Source organism: Acinetobacter pittii (assembly GCF_022449185.1).
Classification (GTDB): domain Bacteria; phylum Pseudomonadota; class Gammaproteobacteria; order Pseudomonadales; family Moraxellaceae; genus Acinetobacter; species Acinetobacter pittii_I.
Genome location: NZ_JAKUKO010000003.1, coordinates 144,905 through 162,422, shown reverse-complemented (window position 1 = coordinate 162,422; position 17,518 = coordinate 144,905). Strand labels below are relative to the sequence as shown.

Genomic DNA, 17,518 nt, shown 5'->3' with positions numbered 1-17,518 from the left:
GATTTATTCCGTTCTTATACTGTCGAATTTTAATTTTCGTGTTTAATAATGACATCTGTTGAATCTTTATTTGTTGTTATTTAGCTTTCTTATTATATAAATCTTTTAAATGAGCAGATACTTTTTATCTCTCAATAATTTCACAAACAAGATTAAGTTTAAAATTAACGTTAAGAATGTATTAGTTATTATTAGTTTGTGCTCAAGTTTTGCCTAAAAAACCACTTATTTGTCCTAACCTGCCATTCATCTTTGCTTACGAATGATTAAACTCCGTTATTTGCTTTACATTAAATGTAGAACTGCGTAAAAATTTGATATCCGATCAAAGGCACATTGGTTATTATTGACCGGATCGTGGTTACATTATTAATAGATGGAATAGTTTTACTGAAAGGCAGCTTTGAGCAAACTTATCAGTGCGGAGAGTCTCATGAAAAAATATCAATGTATCGTTTGTGGATGGATTTACGATGAAGCAGAAGGTTGGCCACAAGACGGCATTGCAGCTGGAACAAAATGGGAAGATATCCCTGATGACTGGACTTGCCCTGATTGCGGCGTTTCAAAAGCTGACTTCGAAATGATCGAAATCTAATGACTTAAAGTAAAAGGCCATGATTGACATGGTCTTTTTTACGAATATTACCCATTACCGTATTAAATAAACAATTCTAACTCTGGAGAAAAAAATGCATCCTATCGTCATTATCGGATCAGGCATGGCGGGTTATACCTTAGCACGTGAGTTTCGTAAACTTAGCCCAGAGCAAGAACTTGTGATGATTTGTGCGGATGATGCAGTGAATTATGCAAAACCAACATTATCAAATGCATTTGCAGGTAAAAAAGCACCTGAACAGATTGCTTTAGGTGATGCTGCTAAAATGGGTACCCAACTCAATATGCGTATTGAGCCTTTCACTTTTGTAAAAGAAATTTTAGCTGAACGTCATGAGCTTGTTCTTGAAAAAGACGGGGTAACTTCGAATCAACCCTATTCAAAACTGATTTTAGCTGTGGGTGCTAACCCAATTCGTCTTGCAATTGCAGGCGATGGTAGCGATGACATTCATGTAGTGAACTCGCTAATTGATTACCGTGCTTTCCGTGAAAATCTAGCTCAACGTAAAGACAAACGTGTTGTTATTTTAGGTGCTGGTTTAATTGGTTGTGAATTTGCCAATGACTTACTTCACAGTGAATATGACATCACTGTCATTGATTTGGCACCTCAACCATTAGGTCGCTTATTGCCAGGTCATATTGCCTCTGCATTCCAGCAAAATCTCGAAGAGGCTGGTGTTAAATTTGCATTAGGCACAACGGTTGAAAAAGTCAGCAAAATTAATAACGGCGAAGATTACGCGATTACACTCGCAAACGGACAAACGTTGGTCGCAGACATTGTTCTTTCAGCCATTGGTTTACAGCCAAATATTTCACTTGCTAAAAGTGCAGATATTCAAACAAGCCGTGGAATTATTACCAATAGTTTACTTGAAACGAATCAAGCCGACATTTATGCAATTGGCGATTGTGCTGAAGTAAATGGCACACTACTTCCATATGTAATGCCAATTATGCAGCAAGCGCGTGCTCTTGCAAAAACCCTCAGCGGACAACAAACTGCGGTGCACTACCCTGCTATGCCAGTTGCAGTAAAAACTCCTGCAGCTCCACTTACAGTGTTACCAGCTCCAGTAGATGTAGAAGTGAACTGGGAAACAGAAGAGTTCGACGATGGTATGCTTGCTAAAGCAATTGACAATGAAGGAACATTGCGTGGTTTCGTATTGTTAGGTGCAACAGCAGGTAAACAACGCTTAACTTTAACAAAGCTTGTTCCAGATCTTATTCCAGCCCAAGCATAAGGTTTGAATCAGGAATACTCTTTTGTGAGTATTCCTTTAAGGAATGAATAACATGAATAGTGCCTTACAGTTTAATATTTCGCCGTACACATCTTTCATGCAAGAAACCAAGGTCAACTTAGGCAATGGTATTGAGCTACATGTAGAAGTAGGTGGAAAACCGGAACATCCAACCATTTTGCTGATTATGGGTCTTGGAGCTCAAATGCTTTTCTGGCCGGATTTTTTCTGTAAATCACTCATTGATCAAGGTTTTCGTGTTATTCGTTTTGATAACCGTGATATTGGCCTTTCTTCAAAAGTACGTCATGAAGGGAAACGATTAAATACAGTTAAATTGATGGGTCGCTTTGCGCTGGGGTTAAGTAACCAAGGGGCGCCTTACACTCTGCATGATATGGCAGATGATGTATCAATGCTCATTGACCGCTTAGGCGTGGCTAAAACACATGTCATTGGCGCATCAATGGGTGGGATGATCGCTCAAATTCTTGCAGCAAAATATCCTGAAAAGGTTGAGAAATTGGGGCTCATGTTTACAAGTAATAATCAGCCTTTTTTACCCCCTCCTTTTCCGAAACAGCTTTTGAGTTTAATTGGCAAACCTGAGTCACGTGACGAAGAAGGTATTGTTAATCACAGTTTAAAACTATTTCAATTGATTGGTTCACCTGGTTACGTCAACCAGATTGAAGCAATGCAAACTGCACGCAAACTTTATCAACGTAGCTATTATCCTGCTGGTGTACTTCAACAGTTTTTAGCAATATTATGTACAGGCTCCTTACTTCAACTGGACCGTGAAATTAAGCAACCTGCGTTAGTCTTACATGGCTCTCGTGATCGCTTACTTCCACCTAGTCACGGTAAGGCTGTAGCAAAAGCAATTTCCGGTGCTAAGTTTGAATTAATTGATGGAATGGGGCATGATATCCCTGCACATTTTATTCCTCAGCTTAGCGGTTTATTTGCGCATCATTTTAAATCATCATACTAGGACACTATGGCTGCATTACCCTCACTAAGACAGCTATCATATTTAGTTACGTTGTCGGAAACTTTGCATTTTACTGAAGCAGCACGCCGCTCTTTTGTCACGCAATCGACGTTATCAGGCGGCATCATGGAGCTTGAACGGTTGTTAGGTGGCGTTCTGGTAGAGCGTGACCGTCAGAATGTGCGTTTAACACCATTGGGTGAACAAGTCGTTGCTCGTGCCCGTGTACTACTAGCAGATGCTCAAGATTTAATGCGATTGAGCCGTGAAATGAGTGAGCCGTTAACAGGTGACTTGCATTTGGGCGTTATCCCAACCATTGCACCTTTTATCCTGACACGGTTACTTGATGAAGTGCATCAGCAGTTACCTAAAATTCAGTTGCATCTGCATGAAGCTCAAAGTGAAAAAATTGTAGAGCGTCTAGAACACGGTAATCTAGACATGATTGTTCTTGCTCTACCGTTTGATACCAGAGGCCTAAAAGTCGCTGAAATCTCAAAAGAAAATTTGTACCTTGTATGTAGTAAACAAGATACAAATGCTTTGCAAGCAAATTCACTAGATGATCTTGATTTATCAAGATTAATTTTGCTTGAAGAAGGTCACTGTTTACGTGACCACGTTTTAAGTGCATGCCCTATCGGTGAACGTAAAAACGACAACCGTTTAAAAGCAAGCTCTTTACCAACATTAGTTGAAATGGTTTCTTCTGATTTAGGCTTTACGCTTTTACCAGAAATTGCAATTGAAAACAGTATGATCAAATTTAATGATCAGATTACTGCGAAACCAATTGAAGATGCTCCAAGCCGCACTTTGGCTCTCGTTACGCGTAAAAGTACTCCACTACAAAGTGAATTCGATGTATTACTGCAAATTATGCAGAAAATCACCACCAATTTACATGAATAAAAAGGAGTCTTCGGACTCCTTTTTATTTTATTGCGGTGTAAGAGATGCCCACTTAAATACCCAAGCAGATTGCATGTTCAAACTATGATCGGAAATAATTTTTTCTCTAATGATTTGTGCTATAGCATAATCGTTGGCTGGATCTATCATGACCCTTATTCCTTTAGTCGTTGAGCTAGTTACAACCTTGTAACCCTTTGCTTCAAGCTGTGCCTGAATATTATTTGCTTTATTTTGATTAGCTGCTAATGCAACTTGTACCATCCATTTCTTTTCACCATTTTCTAAAATCTCTTTAGCGATCGCAGCATCAAGTTGTTTTTTATTTTCAGAATCTTTCTTTTCTTCTATTTTTTTTGTATGAATCTTTTCAGTTTTCTTTTTTGCTAAAAACTCATCTTGCTTTTGTTTTCTTGTTTGGTTGATTATTTCTTTATTCCTCTCTTCATTTTTTTTAGTTTTATCATTAGAGAGTGGCACAAAATAAGGATATATTGCTTGATCATCAAATCTTTGAAATACGATGATATCTCCATAACACTTCTGATCTGCATAAGCAGTCACTGACGTTATCCCCAAAAGTATTTTAATAAGTAAACTTCTAATAAAGCATTGCATCTTATTCATTTACCAAAGTTAAGTATATTTAGTGCGGCTTATTAAAGTAGATTTCTCGTAATTTGTATATTTTTAAAATTCAATGTTTTATGGCAAAAATCACATATTTTTAAAACATCTTGCTATACTTCAAATTATTATCGTTTATCCAACAACCATTTAGAAAAACTAACTAAATTACTTTGAATTTCAGTGAATTAAAAAAGCCGATATTTTGTCGGCTTTTTTAATTCAATTTAAAAATTATTATTTAATTATTTCTAACAATACTCTTTGAGCATTATGCAATTTTTCCCCCTCTGCTGGCTCAGCACGCACCCAAGTACCATCTGACTGTAACAACCAAGCTTGCTGGTTATCTTGCAAATAATTTACTAGCCCTTGTTGATAGATACGCTTTTTCAATGCAGGATCTTCTACAGGGAAACATGCTTCAACACGATTAAATAAATTACGATCCATCCAATCTGCGCTTGAGCAGTAAATACGTGCATCACCATTATTACTAAAGTAATAAACACGAGTATGTTCAAGGAAACGTCCTACAATTGAACGTACACGAATATTTTCCGATAAGTTAGGCAATCCTGGACGTAAACAGCAAATAGAACGAATAATTAAATCAATTTGAACACCTGCTTGAGATGCTTCATATAATTTATTGATCAATTGAACTTCCGTTAAAGCATTCACTTTCACGATAATTTGCGCTTTACGCCCTGCCTTAGCATTGGCAATCTCTTCATCAATAAAGTTGATGAGCTGAGCATGTAAGGTAAATGGTGCATGTAATAGCTTTTTCAATTTCGCCATTTTGCCCATACCCGTGAGTTCTTGGAAGATACGGTGCACATCTTCACACAGATCTTTATCAGTCGTCATGAGACCATAATCGGTATAAATTCGAGCATTCATTGCATGGTAGTTACCTGTTCCTAAATGAACGTAACGCACCAGTTTGTTGTTTTCACGGCGTACCACCATAATCATTTTGGCGTGAGTTTTATAACCAACAATACCGTAAACAACGACAGCCCCAGCTTCTTGTAAAACGTTAGCCACCTCAATATTTGACTCTTCATCAAAACGGGCACGCAATTCAATAACTGCGGTTACTTCTTTTCCATTACGTGCTGCTTCTGCCAAAATCTGTACAATTTCAGAGTCAGCACCACTACGGTAAAGTGTCTGCTTGATTGCCAATACTTGTGGATCGCGAGCAGCTTCACGAAGTAGCTGAATTACGGGAGCGAAAGATTCAAACGGATGATGAAGCAAAATGTCTTGCTTCTGCATTGCAGAGAAAATGCTCTCGGTTTTTTTAAACACTTTAGGCACAACTGGCGTATGCGAGTCATAACGCAAATGCGGACGTTTAAAATTTGAAACCAGACGAGCCAAGTTGACAGGTCCATCAACTTTATATAAATGCTCATCGGTTAAATCAAATTCTTCCAGTAAATACTCATAAATATGTTGTGGACAGTTGTGAGTTACTTCTAAGCGAACCGCACGACCAAAACGTCGAGAACTTAATTCACCTTTTAAAGCTTTTGCTAAATCTTCAACATCTTCATTTAATGCTAAGTCAGCATTCCGTGTAACACGGAATTGATAACATCCAGTTGCAGTCATTCCAGGGAATAAATCTGACACATGCTCATGGATAATTGCAGATAGCATAACGTGATGTTCTTTACCACCTGTTAACTCATCTGGCAGTCGAACTACGCGAGGTAATGAACGCGGTGCTGGTACCACGGCTAAATCAATTTGACGACCGAAAGCATCTTTACCTTCTAAGGTCACAATAAAGTTCAAGCTTTTATTGACGAGACGTGGGAATGGATGCGCTGGATCTAAGCTAATTGGTGTTAATACAGGTGCAACTTGCTCTTGAAAATACTTCTTAATCCATGCCGACTGTGCTGGCGTTAACTCACCACGACGGAGGAAGCAAATATCTTCTTCACGTAACTTAGGTAAGATTTCTTCATTTAAAATACGATATTGACGTTCAATCGCAGCATGAGCGGTTTCAGAGATTTTTTGTAAGACTTGTCTTGGCGTCAAACCATCAGGGCTACGACTTTCATTGCCCAGAGAAAATTGCTCCATCACCCCCGCAACACGAATTTCAAAAAACTCGTCTAGATTACGTGAAAAAATGAGCAAGAAATTCATTCGCTCAAGTAATGGATGTAAAGGGTCTACCGCTTGCTCCAATACACGCAAATGGAAGTCAAGAATAGACAATTCACGATTTATATAACGGTCATTATAACTATATTCTGTTGGGGTCGTTGGTGTAATCGCTGTATTCATGTCTAACTCAATTCTCTATCCAGCCAAAATCTCTAAAAAACAGTATGCTGCAAAAATATGACAATTTGGTAAAAACTAAAAAATTTACACATCTTTAAACATCATTATTCAGGAATCTGGGTACTATTCATATAACGTAGAATAACGCGTTTTCTATATTGTAGTTTACGATCGTTGCGGTGATCTTGGTAATATTTCGGATCAGGCAATAATGCGGCTAAAAAAGCAGCTTGTTCACGCGTTAAGCTTCTCGCACTTTTACCATAATAATATTGCGCGGCTGCTTCTACACCATATCGATTTTTGCCAAATTCAACAGAGTTCATATATACCTCAAGAATTCGGCGTTTTGACCACATCCGCTCCATCATCCAAGTTGCGATAGTTTCTTGACCTTTACGAATAAACGAACGCTTATTGTATAAAAACAAGTTCTTTGCAAGTTGCTGAGACACAGTAGACCCGCCAGCAACCACTTCGCCCTCTTCATTATTACGCTCTAGAGCAAAACGAATACCTTCCCAGTCAAAGCCATGATGATGAATAAATTTTGCATCTTCCCCAGCTAAAATCGCATGTTTGAAATTGTCACTAATATCATCATAGTCAAGCCATTCATGAATGATGGGTTCTGAGGTGTCTGACCAATAATCAATTCGCATAAACATGGTCGTATCAACTTCATGTGTACGCCACCAAACCAAACTTGAGAAAATCCAAAGTTGAATCAGGAGAATTGCCCCAATAAAAATTAACAACACGCGAACAATAAAAGCTTTCATGTTCGTCCCTATCTCCTGTATTCAACTTTTTTCATGTTAAGCTGTTAAGCATGTTCATATATAACAAAAGCATAGCATGACTCAATATCAGCCTCCGCACATTAATCGTAAACTCAATGTACAAACTTGGTGGCTGACCGCCTTATTGATCTTGATTAATGTAGGTTTGTTTGTCTGGCAAATTGCGACTGGTGTCGATATTAGCGACCCAGCCGTAAAAGATGCTATTCATTGGGGTGCAGATTTTACACCACTTACTTTTACTGGGCAGCCCGAACGCTTATTTACCAGCATGTTTTTTCATTTTGGTCTTGTTCACCTCATGCTTAACATGTGGGCCCTCTATATTTTCGGTAATGTTGCAGAGTCACTATTTGGTCGCTTCTATTTTATAGGCATGTATTTACTTGCTGGCTTATTTGGCAGCCTTCTCAGTAGCTATATGACTATTCAAAATGGGCATGAATTACTGCAAAATTTTGATCAGAGCTTACTTCCGCATGTCAGTGCAGGCGCTTCGGGTGCTGTGATGGGATTAGGTGCTGCATTAACCGTTCTTTCCTTATTTCCACCGCTTCCACATCAAGCCTACCTACTCGATAAAAAAGCCTTATTAATGATTATGGCCATCAACCTTGTTTTTGGTTTTGTCGCAACCGGTATTAATAATGCCGCGCATATTGGCGGCATGATTATAGGCGCATTCCTTGCACTGATGTGGTACTTAAGCTATGTCAGTAAGTTAAAAACTATACTTAAAATTTTAGGTTTATTAGGGGCAGTAATTATTACGGGTGTTTTTTATATGTACTGTGTACAAATCAACTCACCGTTACTTCCACTATGGCATGAAATCATCATCCAGAACCCTGACATTATTCCTTAAACTACAATTGGTTTAATTCTCTTAAACTCTGTAAAGGTGGTAAATTACAGAGATAACCTAGTCGATAACGACCAATCAAGGCACAAACCAGCATCATGCCAAGAGGTAAAATCAGCCATATTTCAATATGCCACTGTATTGCCATATTCATTTTATAGCTTGCGATCGCACTAATCACTTCTGCAAAACAGCAGGCAACTATGCCTGCTAACAGACCTAAAAACCCAATCTCAAAACTGAGCATTTGCTTCATTTTATTTTTAGATAAACCAAATGAGCGTAGTAAAGCAACTTCACGGCGCCGCTCATCCATTAATAAATTTAGACATGCAATTAAAACGAGTATTCCAGAAAAACCAACTAATGCCGCTAGAACAGTTACTATTTTGACCAAAACATTCATTAAGCGTTTTACTTCATCTAATATTCGATCAACATCAATAAATACTGTATTTGAGAACTGCTGAATAATATTGATCATTTTTGGTTGATCTTGCTTAGGCACATAGAAACTACCTAAATAACTTCCAGCATTTTCGTCTAAGGTTTTAGGTGAAAAAATAAAGAAAAAGTTAGGGCTAAAGCTTTCCCACTCGACACTCCGAAAATTCACAACTTTGGCCTGTAAGTTGCCTTCGGGCAAACTAAAAGTAAGCTTATCTCCAATTTGAATTCCCAAACTTTCGGCAGTTTTACTTTCGACTGAAACTTGCCCTACGCCATTAAACTGGGCTTGACCATTTGTAATGACATTGTCATTTGGTAGTAGATTTGATTGAGTCAAATTCAGTTCACGGCGCAAAGAATTATTTTGCTTTATAGCCTCTTCTGAAAAAGGCACATCATTCTTAGCTAACAATCGGCCACGAATATTTGGATATAACGGCGTGCTTTGCCAGCCATTCTGTTTTAATTGTTGCTCAAATGCTTTTAAATCAAATGGAGGCAATCCATAAACAAATTGATTCGGTGTCCCTTCTGGAAGTTGTTGTTGCCAACGCTCCAATAAATCTGTTCTTAATACGCTGAGTACCGTAATGAGGCTTAAGCCTAAAGCCAATGCGGTAATTTGTAAGGCACTCTGTGATGGCGAACGAATATAAAAAGACAATCGATTCTTCAGCTTTTTTAAGCTACGAAGCAATAGCCAAACAACGGTGTAAAGCAAAATACAAAGAACAATAATTGCTGCTAAAACCAGAATGCTGAGCATTAAGTTTTCACTCAACACCAAACTAAAAACAACTAGGCTAGTGATTCCTGCAAAAAACATGAAGAATAAAGATTTGCGAGATTTGGCTTGCTCGCGAATAACACGAATTGGAGGTGTATTTAAAAGCTCCCAGATGCTTGGCAAAATAAAACCAAGCAGCACTATCACGCTGGTAAAAATCGCAATTGGTAAAGGCCCGATTAAAAGAGGTACAACCGAAAAACTTAACTCTAATTGAGGGATCAATTGCAGCATAAGTTGCAGCAGGCCAAACCCCATGATTAAACCTAATAGGCTTCCCAGCACAATTGAAATCGCACTGACAATACAAAGTAATCCAATATATGCCCATAAAATTTGGAACTTACTGGCGCCTAAGCATCTAATAAGTGCAATGTGATCTTGGTTTTGCTGCACATAACGTTGACTCGTTAAGGCGATGGCAATACCACACAATAAAATCGTTAAAATATTGGCCAATTGCAAAAAGGTATCTAAATTTTCAAGCGGACGTAATAACCTACTGTTCGATTCACTTGCATCCCGTAAACGTAAGCCTGCCGTTTCATCTGCTTCTTTAGAAGGTTGATGCTGTTGCTTAAATTGTTTTGAAAATGCCTGAACTTGTTCAGGTTGACCAGACATTAACAGGCGATAATCGATTCTACTGCCAGTTTGAATTGCATGCGTTTTAGCAATATCAGCTTGATGAATAATGACAGTAGGTGAAAAGCCTGAAAAACCAAGCTCTTGATTTGAATCACGCACAATCACTCCGCTAAAACGGAAGGTACCGTCAGCAATAGAAACAATATCTCCTAGCTTTACTTTAAGTAAATCGGCTGCTCTTTGACTTAGCCAAACCTCACCAGATTGAATCGCTTTAGCGCTTGGTTCAATTTCCAAATGTCCTCTGAGTGGGAATAAAGGCTCAATTGCCTTTACATTCACCATGACAAACTGATCTTGGGTATGTGCCATCGAGCTAAATAGAGTGACATTGGTTTGTTTTAGATCTAGCTGCTCAGCTTTCTTTTTCCACGGCTGTTCGATAGGCTCGTTATTCGACAGAACTAAATCCGCACCCAGCATTTGTGAAGCTTGCAGACTGACTGCATTTTTAACTTGGTCGTTACTAAATTTCAGGGCTGTAGTTGCACTGATCGCAAGCGATAGAGCAATAATGAGTAGATATAATCCACCGGTACGAAAACTCTGTAGCAAAAGTGGTTTGAGAAGATTACGCATAGTTTAACCACCCTGTACTGTCTTTAGTCGGCCATCATCTAACTCAACATGACGCTGACAAAGGGTTGCTAAATTACGATCGTGGGTGACTAAAATCAGAGTCGTACCTAACTCTCGGTTTAAATCAAAGAGCAAGCTTTCAATTTCTTGTGCTGTCTGACCATCTAGGTTTCCAGTCGGTTCATCCGCAAAAATAATTTGTGGTTCTGCAATAAGAGCGCGTGCAATGGCTACACGCTGCTGCTCGCCACCAGATAAGACTTTAGGCGTTTGTTCAACTTGACGACTCAGCCCTACTCGATGCAACCAATCTAAAGCTTTTTTCTCTGCGGTTTTATAATCAAAGTCTTTACGTAATCGTAAAGGTAACATCACATTTTCAAGCGCACTCAACTGAGGTAGAAGTTGAAAAGACTGAAATACAAAACCAATATGCTGCATTCTGATTTGGGCACGTTGTTCCTCTGTTAACTGATGAACAGCTTGACCACACAACCAGACTTCTCCTTCAGATGGTTGATCTAAAGTCGCCAAAATTCCTAGTAAGGTTGATTTACCTGAGCCGGAACGTCCCGTAATTGCTACCTGTTCCCCTTCAAAAATCTCTAAATCAATATCTTTTAAAATCGTAAACTGATTTTGGTTAATCTGAATAGTTTGTGTAACTTGATGGGCAGCAATGATGGGTTGTGGCATGATGTGAAAAGTCCTATGTATTCAGAATCAGGGTCGAAGTACAAATGTCTAAATCTTTTTTGATTGGTTCTAAAAGCATCATGCTCATCTCATTAAGTATGCTGCCTATGCTTGTATCGGCGAAAACTATTTTAATTTTAGGAGATAGTATTAGTGCCGGTTACGGAATTGATCCCAAACAAGGTTGGGTGCAATTACTGCAAAAACGTTTAGACCAACAGTATCCCAAACAACACAAAGTGGTCAATGCAAGTGTTAGTGGAGAAACAACAAGCGGCGCTTTAGCCCGATTACCTAAATTATTGCAGACCTATAAGCCGAATGTGGTCGTGATTGAATTAGGTGGAAATGACGGCTTGCGTGGGCAACCACCTCAAATGATTCAAAAAAATCTGGATCAGCTCATTCAATTAAGCCAAAAACAAAAAGCCAAAGTTATTCTTTTTGGCATGAAGATTCCGCCAAATTATGGGGCTGCGTATAGCAAAGCTTTTGAAAATAATTATAAAGTTGTAAGCCAAAAATATCAGGTGAAACTACTACCGTTTTTTCTAGATGGCGTTGCTGGTCAAAAACAGCTTATGCAAAATGATTTAATTCATCCCAATGCTCAAGCGCAGTCAAAACTACTTAATTTAGCTTACCCATATATAAAAGGTGCCCTTTAGGCACCTTTTATCTTTAAGTATTCTTTTTAATATGATCAGAAATCAAAAAAAGTAACTTCACCAGTTTCGAGTGAATATTCTGCACCGACAACAATTAATTCACCTTTTGCAATCAGGCTCTCTAACACCGCTGAACCATGGCGTAATTGATTTACCGAAGCAAAAACGTTTGAACGCACCGCATGACATGAAAGTTTTTTCAAATCATTTTTTAAATCAGTCTGCATTAAAATTTCAACTGATGGGCGAACGCGGTTCACAATCGACATTAGGTTAGATGATGGCGGGTGATCAGGATTCATTAACGTATCAATTGTTGCCTGAATTGCGCCACAATGACTGTGTCCTAATACAACTACAACTGGGCAATCATAACGCTCTGCTGCGAACTCGACACTACCGACTTGTGAAGGTGCAACCACATTACCAGCTACACGGATTACGAATAAGTCACCAAGACCTTGGTCAAATACCATCTCTGCTGGAACACGAGAATCTGAGCAGCCAAGTACAATTGCAAACGGATTTTGATCCTTTGCCATTTCAGCGCGTTCTTGATGAGATAAGGTTTTTGCAAGGGAAGTATTTCCATTTACAAATCGTTGATTACCGGCTTTCAGACGATCTAAAACTTCTTGCGCAGTAGGCATTTTATATTTCCATTGTTTTTTCAAGGTTGGAAATCATTTTAATGTGTCAAAATTTGAATGTCACTGACAAAAAATAAATCCTTTTCTATGAAAAAATTTAAAAATACTTAACTTGTTTTAATGTAGAGCTCACTGCATATTCGCTACTGTTTAGTGAAAAAATAGACATACTTTGGTTCTCGGATTGACTATAATTTTCTTCATTCCAAACATTTGGCAAATGACTCATTGGCAAAGTTTTTCAATAATTTTTCAAACTCGCTTAAGCTCCAAGGATGAAATCTATGACAAGGCTGTCCACATCAATTATGGCCTCTATGAAAAAAACTGCTACCGCCCTGACTTTGGCTTGTAGCGTATTGTCAGTGATGAGTATTTCTCAAACACAGGCAGCCGATAATATTGATGTGACATTCCAGAATGTGTTACAGCAAGAACGTAGCTGGGCAGGTCTACAAAGTAAAAACTTAAAAGTCGGCGATGTGACTTGGTCATATAGCGAAGGCGGCTCTACAACAAAACCGACTTTACTGCTTATTCATGGTTTAGCGGGTAGCCGTGATAACTGGAACCGAGTGGCTCGTTATCTCACCACAAATTATCATGTCATTATTCCTGATTTGCCGGGTAGTGGCGAAACTATCGTTCCACAAGACTTCGATTATTCAGTACCAAATCTTGCTGAAAAATTACGTCGCTTTGTTGAGGCTGCAAATTTAAAAGGTCCAATCCATATTGCAGGCCACTCACTGGGCGGTTCCATAGCCTTGCTGTATGCTGGACAATATCCATTTGAAACTAAGAGTCTATTCTTAGTTGATAGCGGCGGTATTTTCCGTTCTGCCAACACAATTTATCTCAAAGATCCTACCTATCTAAAACAACTTTTAGTCTCTAAAAAAGGTGACTTTAACTATTTGTTAAAACAAACCATGTTTAATCCTCCGTTTATTCCTAAAGAGTTCTTACAGGCTCAGGAAAAACTGATGATTAATCAGGCACCACAAACACAAAAACTAGTTGATCAACTGATCGCACTTAATAAAGTCTACACTCCAGACTCATTTGCAGTGCTTACCAAAACCATTGATGCACCCACACTCATTTTATGGGGCAAACAAGATAAGATTATTAATGTAGAAGTGGCGAGTGAGCTCAAAAGCCTCTTAAAAAATGCACAACCTCCTGTCATTTTAGAAAACGTAGGCCATATGCCAATTTTGGAGGCTGAGCAATTGGTTATTCAACAATATGTACCGTTTCTACTTAAAGTAGAAACAAATCAAGCGTCGAAAACGACTTCTCATTAAATAAAACTTCGGACTTATGAGACCTTATGTCTACCCAACCAATCATTGAAAAACTTATTGAAGCTCATCTAGATTTTTTAGATGAGCAATTTGCTCAGACTCAAGTCATCCAACAAGAGTTTGAGCAGTTTTATCATTGGTTGGGTAGCCGGCAGTTACAACAATTGTGGACTTTTGAACAGATTCAACATCTTATTCAAAAGCAAATTTTAGATACACCCGCTTCTGATTTTCTAATTGAACAGATTGCAGAGCATATTCGCTTTGCACTCATTCATCCTGCAAATGACACGGCAACGGTTGAAGATGTTATTCCTGTTTTAACCATTGACCGAATTGCACAGTATGTTGCAAGTAAAGAAGAACACCGTAAAAAACTCATTAAAACGATCGTAAATAACCCTGCTTTTTCGGCCCTGCTCACACAACTGATTCAGCAAACTATGCATGATTATTTAGATGAATCAATGTCAAAACGCGTACCAGGTGTAGGTCGTTTTATGAAAATGGGCAAATCGGTATTAGAAACCGTGACCGATTCTAATCTCGATGACACGATTAACCATTATTTGCAAAAGAATATTTTAAAACTCAGCCAAATGAGTGAACGTGTTTTAAACCAACATTTTGACAATGATAAGCTTTATCACTTTCAAGCTAATATTTGGCATAAAGTTAAAACGATGCCACTTTCTGTTTTAAAAAATTATATAGAAACTGAAGATTTAACCAAAACGGTTGGTTTAGGGCATGAAATTTGGGACCATATTCGTCAAACTGATTATCTAAAACAACAAGTCCATGATGGTATTTATACGTGGTACGCGCGTAACCAAGAACGTAATTTTGACTTGTTACTGCGAGACCTAAATATTGAAGAAAGCCTAGTACAACATGAACTTACTCAGTTACTTGTACCCGTATTACAGCAACTCGTTATAACAGGACATTTAAGACGCCGTGCCCGTGTGTACTTAGAAAAGTTTTATTACTCTGAGAAAGCATTAGATATTTTAAATAACAAAGGCGCTTGAAGCGCCTTTGTCATAAGTTTTGTTTAGAAAGAATATTTTAAAGATGCATAATAAGCTCGACCTGGCTCATTGTAAGTTTGGCTAATTGAGTTACTATCTCTTAAAATTTGTTTATCAAATAGATTACTTACACCAACGCGTGTACTTATATTATCTGAAAATTTATAACCGACGTTAATTCCAGCAATACTATAGCTTTTTACAGTACTTGGCTTAAGTGCAGAATTTGCTCCACCTGAACCAATCCCCGATTCGAGTCTATTCTCGGCAAACTGGCGTGATTTTTGACGGCCATATTGAGTGAACACAAAATTCACATCTAACTGATCTGTAATGTCATAATCAAAAATTGAGTTAATCGTATAGTTTGGCACTAAAGATAATGGGTTCCCTGTCTGTTTATCTTTCGAGTCCATCATATAAGTAAAGTTGTTAGTCCAGCGGATATCACCGAAGTCTAATCCCAAGCTTCCCTCAAAACCTTGAATTAATGCTTTAGGCGTATTTTCCCAACGTAAGATATTCCACTTGGTATTGGTCACAGCGCCAGTATTTGCATTGGTGCTTGAACCATCTACTGTTCCAACAACATTTGTCCCAGCTATAATTTTATCTTTATAGTCATTGCGGAACCAAGTTAAGCTCGCATTCACGATATCCTTTTGGAACTGAATACCAAGCTCTTTGTTTACGGAAGTCTCGGGTTTTAGATCACCATTACCCTGTAATAAACAACGTGAATCAATATTAGCTGGGCAACCATTACCATTTGTACTTAACAAATACCCTTCGGCATTTTGATACATATTCGGTGCTTTATAGGCTTTTGCTACCCCACCTTTTAAAGTGAAATAATCATTGAGTCTTTGAGTAACGTTTAAGCTTGGGCTCCAATTAGAACCTGATTTGCTGTGATCATCGAAACGTAAACCTAATACCACATCAGTGCTGTCTGTAAATTTTAGGTTATCTTCGATATATGCAGAAGCAATACGTGATTCCATTTTACTGCGATTGCCTTTAGCTAATTGATCGCCATAACCCGAACCACTACTGTCTGTACCCTGATTTGTCGAAATATTATCTTTAAATCTGTCTTCAACCCATTCAGTACCTACTGTTAATACATGCGGTACATAATATTCAAAAGGAATATTGGCTTCACCATTTAATCGAAGCGTTTCTAAGCGTGAAGTGGCTTTGTCATCCAGATTATTAATTTTTCCTTCTGTGCTACCGCCCAAACCTTCAGGAAGGCGCTTATTGTGAGTTTTATCATATTGAGCAACGAGCTTACTTTTACCCCAAGACCAATCCCCTTCATGCGTTAATGCATAGCTATCACGGTACATAGTATTGGTTTCTTTACCGATGAGCTGCGAAAGAATCGCATCCGCTTGAGCATTTGCATTTAACTGAGAATCACCAGAATAAATATTGCCTTGTTTGCTAGAAGAAACATCGAGTAAGATAGTTTGCTGGTCTGTTGCCTGCCAAGCTAAACGGCCTGAAATATCTTTATTTTTAACGCCTTCACGGCCAGCTGCTGTACTGCCTATTGATTTATTAATATCGACGTCGTCAGCTTCTGTTTTATTATAATTACCGTATAAACGATAAGACAAAACGTCTTTAATCAATGGTCCACTTACGTTAAAGCCAACACGATTTGATGCACCTTCTTTAGAGTCTTCAGGTTGTGAAGTATAAAACTCTAACGAACCATGGGTTTCATTCGTCACTTTTTTAGTAATAATATTGACTACACCACCCGCAGCACCAGAGCCATAACGAGCTGCTGCTGGTCCACGTAAAACTTCGATCGACTCGATTGCTTCTGCTGGTACCCAGTTTGAGTCACCGCGTGTATCACGCTCTCCTTTCCAACCATAACGGACTGAGTTACGAGAGTTAATTGGTTTACCGTCCACTAAAATAAGTGTGTTTTCAGGCCCCATTCCACGAATATCAATTTGTCTATTATTACCACGCTGCCCTGTTGCGCTATTACCAGTTAAATTGACACCCGGCATACGACGTACATAGTCAGAAATATCATTACGAACAGGTAGCTTTTCTAAATCTTCTTGGGTGATTACTGATACGCCGAGCGACTGCTTCACCTGCTCTTCAGCTGTTACAAAAATTGTTTCCAATTTCACAGGTTCAGCAGGCTTTTCTAATGCTTTTTCAGCTTGTTCTTGCTCATTTTGTGCAGCATAAGCCATAGACATCATACTTGCCAGTACTGAAACAGAAAGCACTGACTGGATAATACGCTTCGACATAAGTATTCCCAATA

At 38.5% G+C, this 17,518-nt stretch carries 16 protein-coding genes; 9 read left to right on the top strand and 7 right to left on the bottom strand.

The genetic code is table 11. From position 1 onward, the window contains the following. The first annotated feature begins 433 nt into the window (after nucleotides 1-433). From rubA to oxyR, 4 genes are all read left to right on the top strand, one after another. Nucleotides 434-598: a rubredoxin RubA gene (rubA, locus tag MKX14_RS09455; RefSeq protein WP_000760495.1), complete on the top strand. Its 165-nt coding sequence runs from the start codon at nucleotides 434-436 to the stop codon at nucleotides 596-598. Nucleotides 599-692: 94 nt separating this feature from the next. After that, nucleotides 693-1,874 carry a rubredoxin reductase RubB gene (gene rubB, locus MKX14_RS09450; RefSeq protein ID WP_017387143.1) on the top strand — a complete coding sequence of 394 codons (1,182 nt, stop codon included), beginning with the start codon at nucleotides 693-695 and terminating at the stop codon, nucleotides 1,872-1,874. A 52-nt stretch (nucleotides 1,875-1,926) separates the two neighbouring features. After that, nucleotides 1,927-2,871, top strand: coding sequence for an esterase EstB (estB, locus tag MKX14_RS09445; RefSeq protein ID WP_032056843.1), 945 nt, complete (start codon nucleotides 1,927-1,929; stop codon nucleotides 2,869-2,871). Nucleotides 2,872-2,877: 6 nt separating this feature from the next. Then, a complete protein-coding gene (oxyR, locus tag MKX14_RS09440) occupies nucleotides 2,878-3,786 on the top strand; it encodes a LysR family transcriptional regulator OxyR (protein WP_002117503.1) in 909 nt (302 codons plus the stop codon). Nucleotides 3,787-3,813: 27 nt separating this feature from the next. On the opposite strand, the gene MKX14_RS09435 is transcribed toward oxyR, so the two are convergent. Further along, entirely contained in the window at nucleotides 3,814-4,404 is a 591-nt protein-coding gene (locus tag MKX14_RS09435) for an SPOR domain-containing protein (RefSeq protein ID WP_240282395.1), read from the bottom strand. 60 nt (nucleotides 4,405-4,464) lie between these two features. Here MKX14_RS09435 and MKX14_RS09430 point away from each other — a divergent pair, with 60 nt between their 5' ends. Further along, nucleotides 4,465-4,590 carry a hypothetical protein gene (locus MKX14_RS09430; RefSeq protein WP_080947760.1) on the top strand — a complete coding sequence of 42 codons (126 nt, stop codon included), beginning with the start codon at nucleotides 4,465-4,467 and terminating at the stop codon, nucleotides 4,588-4,590. A 60-nt stretch (nucleotides 4,591-4,650) separates the two neighbouring features. Here MKX14_RS09430 and ppk1 read toward each other — a convergent pair whose 3' ends face one another. Both ppk1 and mtgA read right to left on the bottom strand, forming a co-directional pair. Beyond that, nucleotides 4,651-6,729, bottom strand: a complete 2,079-nt coding sequence (gene ppk1 / locus MKX14_RS09425) for a polyphosphate kinase 1 (protein ID WP_046812732.1) — start codon at nucleotides 6,727-6,729, stop codon at nucleotides 4,651-4,653. A gap of 104 nt (nucleotides 6,730-6,833) precedes the next feature. Further along, nucleotides 6,834-7,511: a monofunctional biosynthetic peptidoglycan transglycosylase gene (gene mtgA, locus MKX14_RS09420; protein WP_046812733.1), complete on the bottom strand. Its 678-nt coding sequence runs from the start codon at nucleotides 7,509-7,511 to the stop codon at nucleotides 6,834-6,836. 76 nt (nucleotides 7,512-7,587) lie between these two features. Between mtgA and aarA the strand changes: the two genes are divergently transcribed. Further along, nucleotides 7,588-8,397: a rhomboid family intramembrane serine protease gene (gene aarA / locus MKX14_RS09415; RefSeq protein ID WP_240282325.1), complete on the top strand. Its 810-nt coding sequence runs from the start codon at nucleotides 7,588-7,590 to the stop codon at nucleotides 8,395-8,397. A gap of 1 nt (nucleotide 8,398) precedes the next feature. Here aarA and MKX14_RS09410 read toward each other — a convergent pair whose 3' ends face one another. Continuing rightward, nucleotides 8,399-10,858 (bottom strand): ABC transporter permease, encoded by a 2,460-nt coding sequence (locus MKX14_RS09410; RefSeq protein ID WP_240282324.1) that lies wholly within the window; start codon nucleotides 10,856-10,858, stop codon nucleotides 8,399-8,401. A 3-nt stretch (nucleotides 10,859-10,861) separates the two neighbouring features. Next, nucleotides 10,862-11,554 carry an ABC transporter ATP-binding protein gene (ybbA, locus tag MKX14_RS09405; RefSeq protein ID WP_005802976.1) on the bottom strand — a complete coding sequence of 231 codons (693 nt, stop codon included), beginning with the start codon at nucleotides 11,552-11,554 and terminating at the stop codon, nucleotides 10,862-10,864. Between the two features lie 44 nt (nucleotides 11,555-11,598). On the opposite strand from ybbA, the gene tesA reads away from it, so the two are divergent. Then, the gene (tesA, locus tag MKX14_RS09400; protein WP_005129345.1) at nucleotides 11,599-12,222 is read left to right on the top strand and encodes an arylesterase; all 624 of its coding nucleotides are present in this window, start codon (nucleotides 11,599-11,601) and stop codon (nucleotides 12,220-12,222) included. Between the two features lie 35 nt (nucleotides 12,223-12,257). Here the strand turns inward: tesA and cynT are convergent, their stop codons facing one another. Next, on the bottom strand, nucleotides 12,258-12,872 hold the full coding sequence (cynT, locus tag MKX14_RS09395) for a carbonic anhydrase (protein WP_002117769.1): 615 nt from the start codon (nucleotides 12,870-12,872) through the stop codon (nucleotides 12,258-12,260). Nucleotides 12,873-13,156: 284 nt separating this feature from the next. Here cynT and MKX14_RS09390 point away from each other — a divergent pair, with 284 nt between their 5' ends. Continuing rightward, nucleotides 13,157-14,182 carry an alpha/beta fold hydrolase gene (locus MKX14_RS09390; protein ID WP_240282323.1) on the top strand — a complete coding sequence of 342 codons (1,026 nt, stop codon included), beginning with the start codon at nucleotides 13,157-13,159 and terminating at the stop codon, nucleotides 14,180-14,182. 26 nt (nucleotides 14,183-14,208) lie between these two features. Further along, nucleotides 14,209-15,216 (top strand): hypothetical protein, encoded by a 1,008-nt coding sequence (locus tag MKX14_RS09385; protein ID WP_240282322.1) that lies wholly within the window; start codon nucleotides 14,209-14,211, stop codon nucleotides 15,214-15,216. Nucleotides 15,217-15,239: 23 nt separating this feature from the next. Here the strand turns inward: MKX14_RS09385 and pfeA are convergent, their stop codons facing one another. Beyond that, on the bottom strand, nucleotides 15,240-17,504 hold the full coding sequence (gene pfeA / locus MKX14_RS09380) for a TonB-dependent siderophore receptor (protein ID WP_240282321.1): 2,265 nt from the start codon (nucleotides 17,502-17,504) through the stop codon (nucleotides 15,240-15,242). Nucleotides 17,505-17,518 lie beyond the last annotated feature (14 nt).

Excerpts from the sequence above, each read along its gene's own strand:
- MKX14_RS09435 (WP_240282395.1), bottom strand. The coding sequence starts at position 4,404 with ATGCAATGCTTTATTAGAAGTTTACTTATTAAAATACTTTTGGGGATA.
- mtgA (WP_046812733.1), bottom strand. The coding sequence starts at position 7,511 with ATGAAAGCTTTTATTGTTCGCGTGTTGTTAATTTTTATTGGGGCAATT.
- rubB (WP_017387143.1), top strand. The coding sequence starts at position 693 with ATGCATCCTATCGTCATTATCGGATCAGGCATGGCGGGTTATACCTTA.
- ybbA (WP_005802976.1), bottom strand. The coding sequence starts at position 11,554 with ATGCCACAACCCATCATTGCTGCCCATCAAGTTACACAAACTATTCAG.
- estB (WP_032056843.1), top strand. The coding sequence starts at position 1,927 with ATGAATAGTGCCTTACAGTTTAATATTTCGCCGTACACATCTTTCATG.
- rubA (WP_000760495.1), top strand. The coding sequence starts at position 434 with ATGAAAAAATATCAATGTATCGTTTGTGGATGGATTTACGATGAAGCA.
- MKX14_RS09385 (WP_240282322.1), top strand. The coding sequence starts at position 14,209 with ATGTCTACCCAACCAATCATTGAAAAACTTATTGAAGCTCATCTAGAT.
- MKX14_RS09410 (WP_240282324.1), bottom strand. The coding sequence starts at position 10,858 with ATGCGTAATCTTCTCAAACCACTTTTGCTACAGAGTTTTCGTACCGGT.
- MKX14_RS09390 (WP_240282323.1), top strand. The coding sequence starts at position 13,157 with ATGACAAGGCTGTCCACATCAATTATGGCCTCTATGAAAAAAACTGCT.
- ppk1 (WP_046812732.1), bottom strand. The coding sequence starts at position 6,729 with ATGAATACAGCGATTACACCAACGACCCCAACAGAATATAGTTATAAT.
- oxyR (WP_002117503.1), top strand. The coding sequence starts at position 2,878 with ATGGCTGCATTACCCTCACTAAGACAGCTATCATATTTAGTTACGTTG.
- tesA (WP_005129345.1), top strand. The coding sequence starts at position 11,599 with ATGTCTAAATCTTTTTTGATTGGTTCTAAAAGCATCATGCTCATCTCA.
- cynT (WP_002117769.1), bottom strand. The coding sequence starts at position 12,872 with ATGCCTACTGCGCAAGAAGTTTTAGATCGTCTGAAAGCCGGTAATCAA.
- aarA (WP_240282325.1), top strand. The coding sequence starts at position 7,588 with ATGACTCAATATCAGCCTCCGCACATTAATCGTAAACTCAATGTACAA.
- pfeA (WP_240282321.1), bottom strand. The coding sequence starts at position 17,504 with ATGTCGAAGCGTATTATCCAGTCAGTGCTTTCTGTTTCAGTACTGGCA.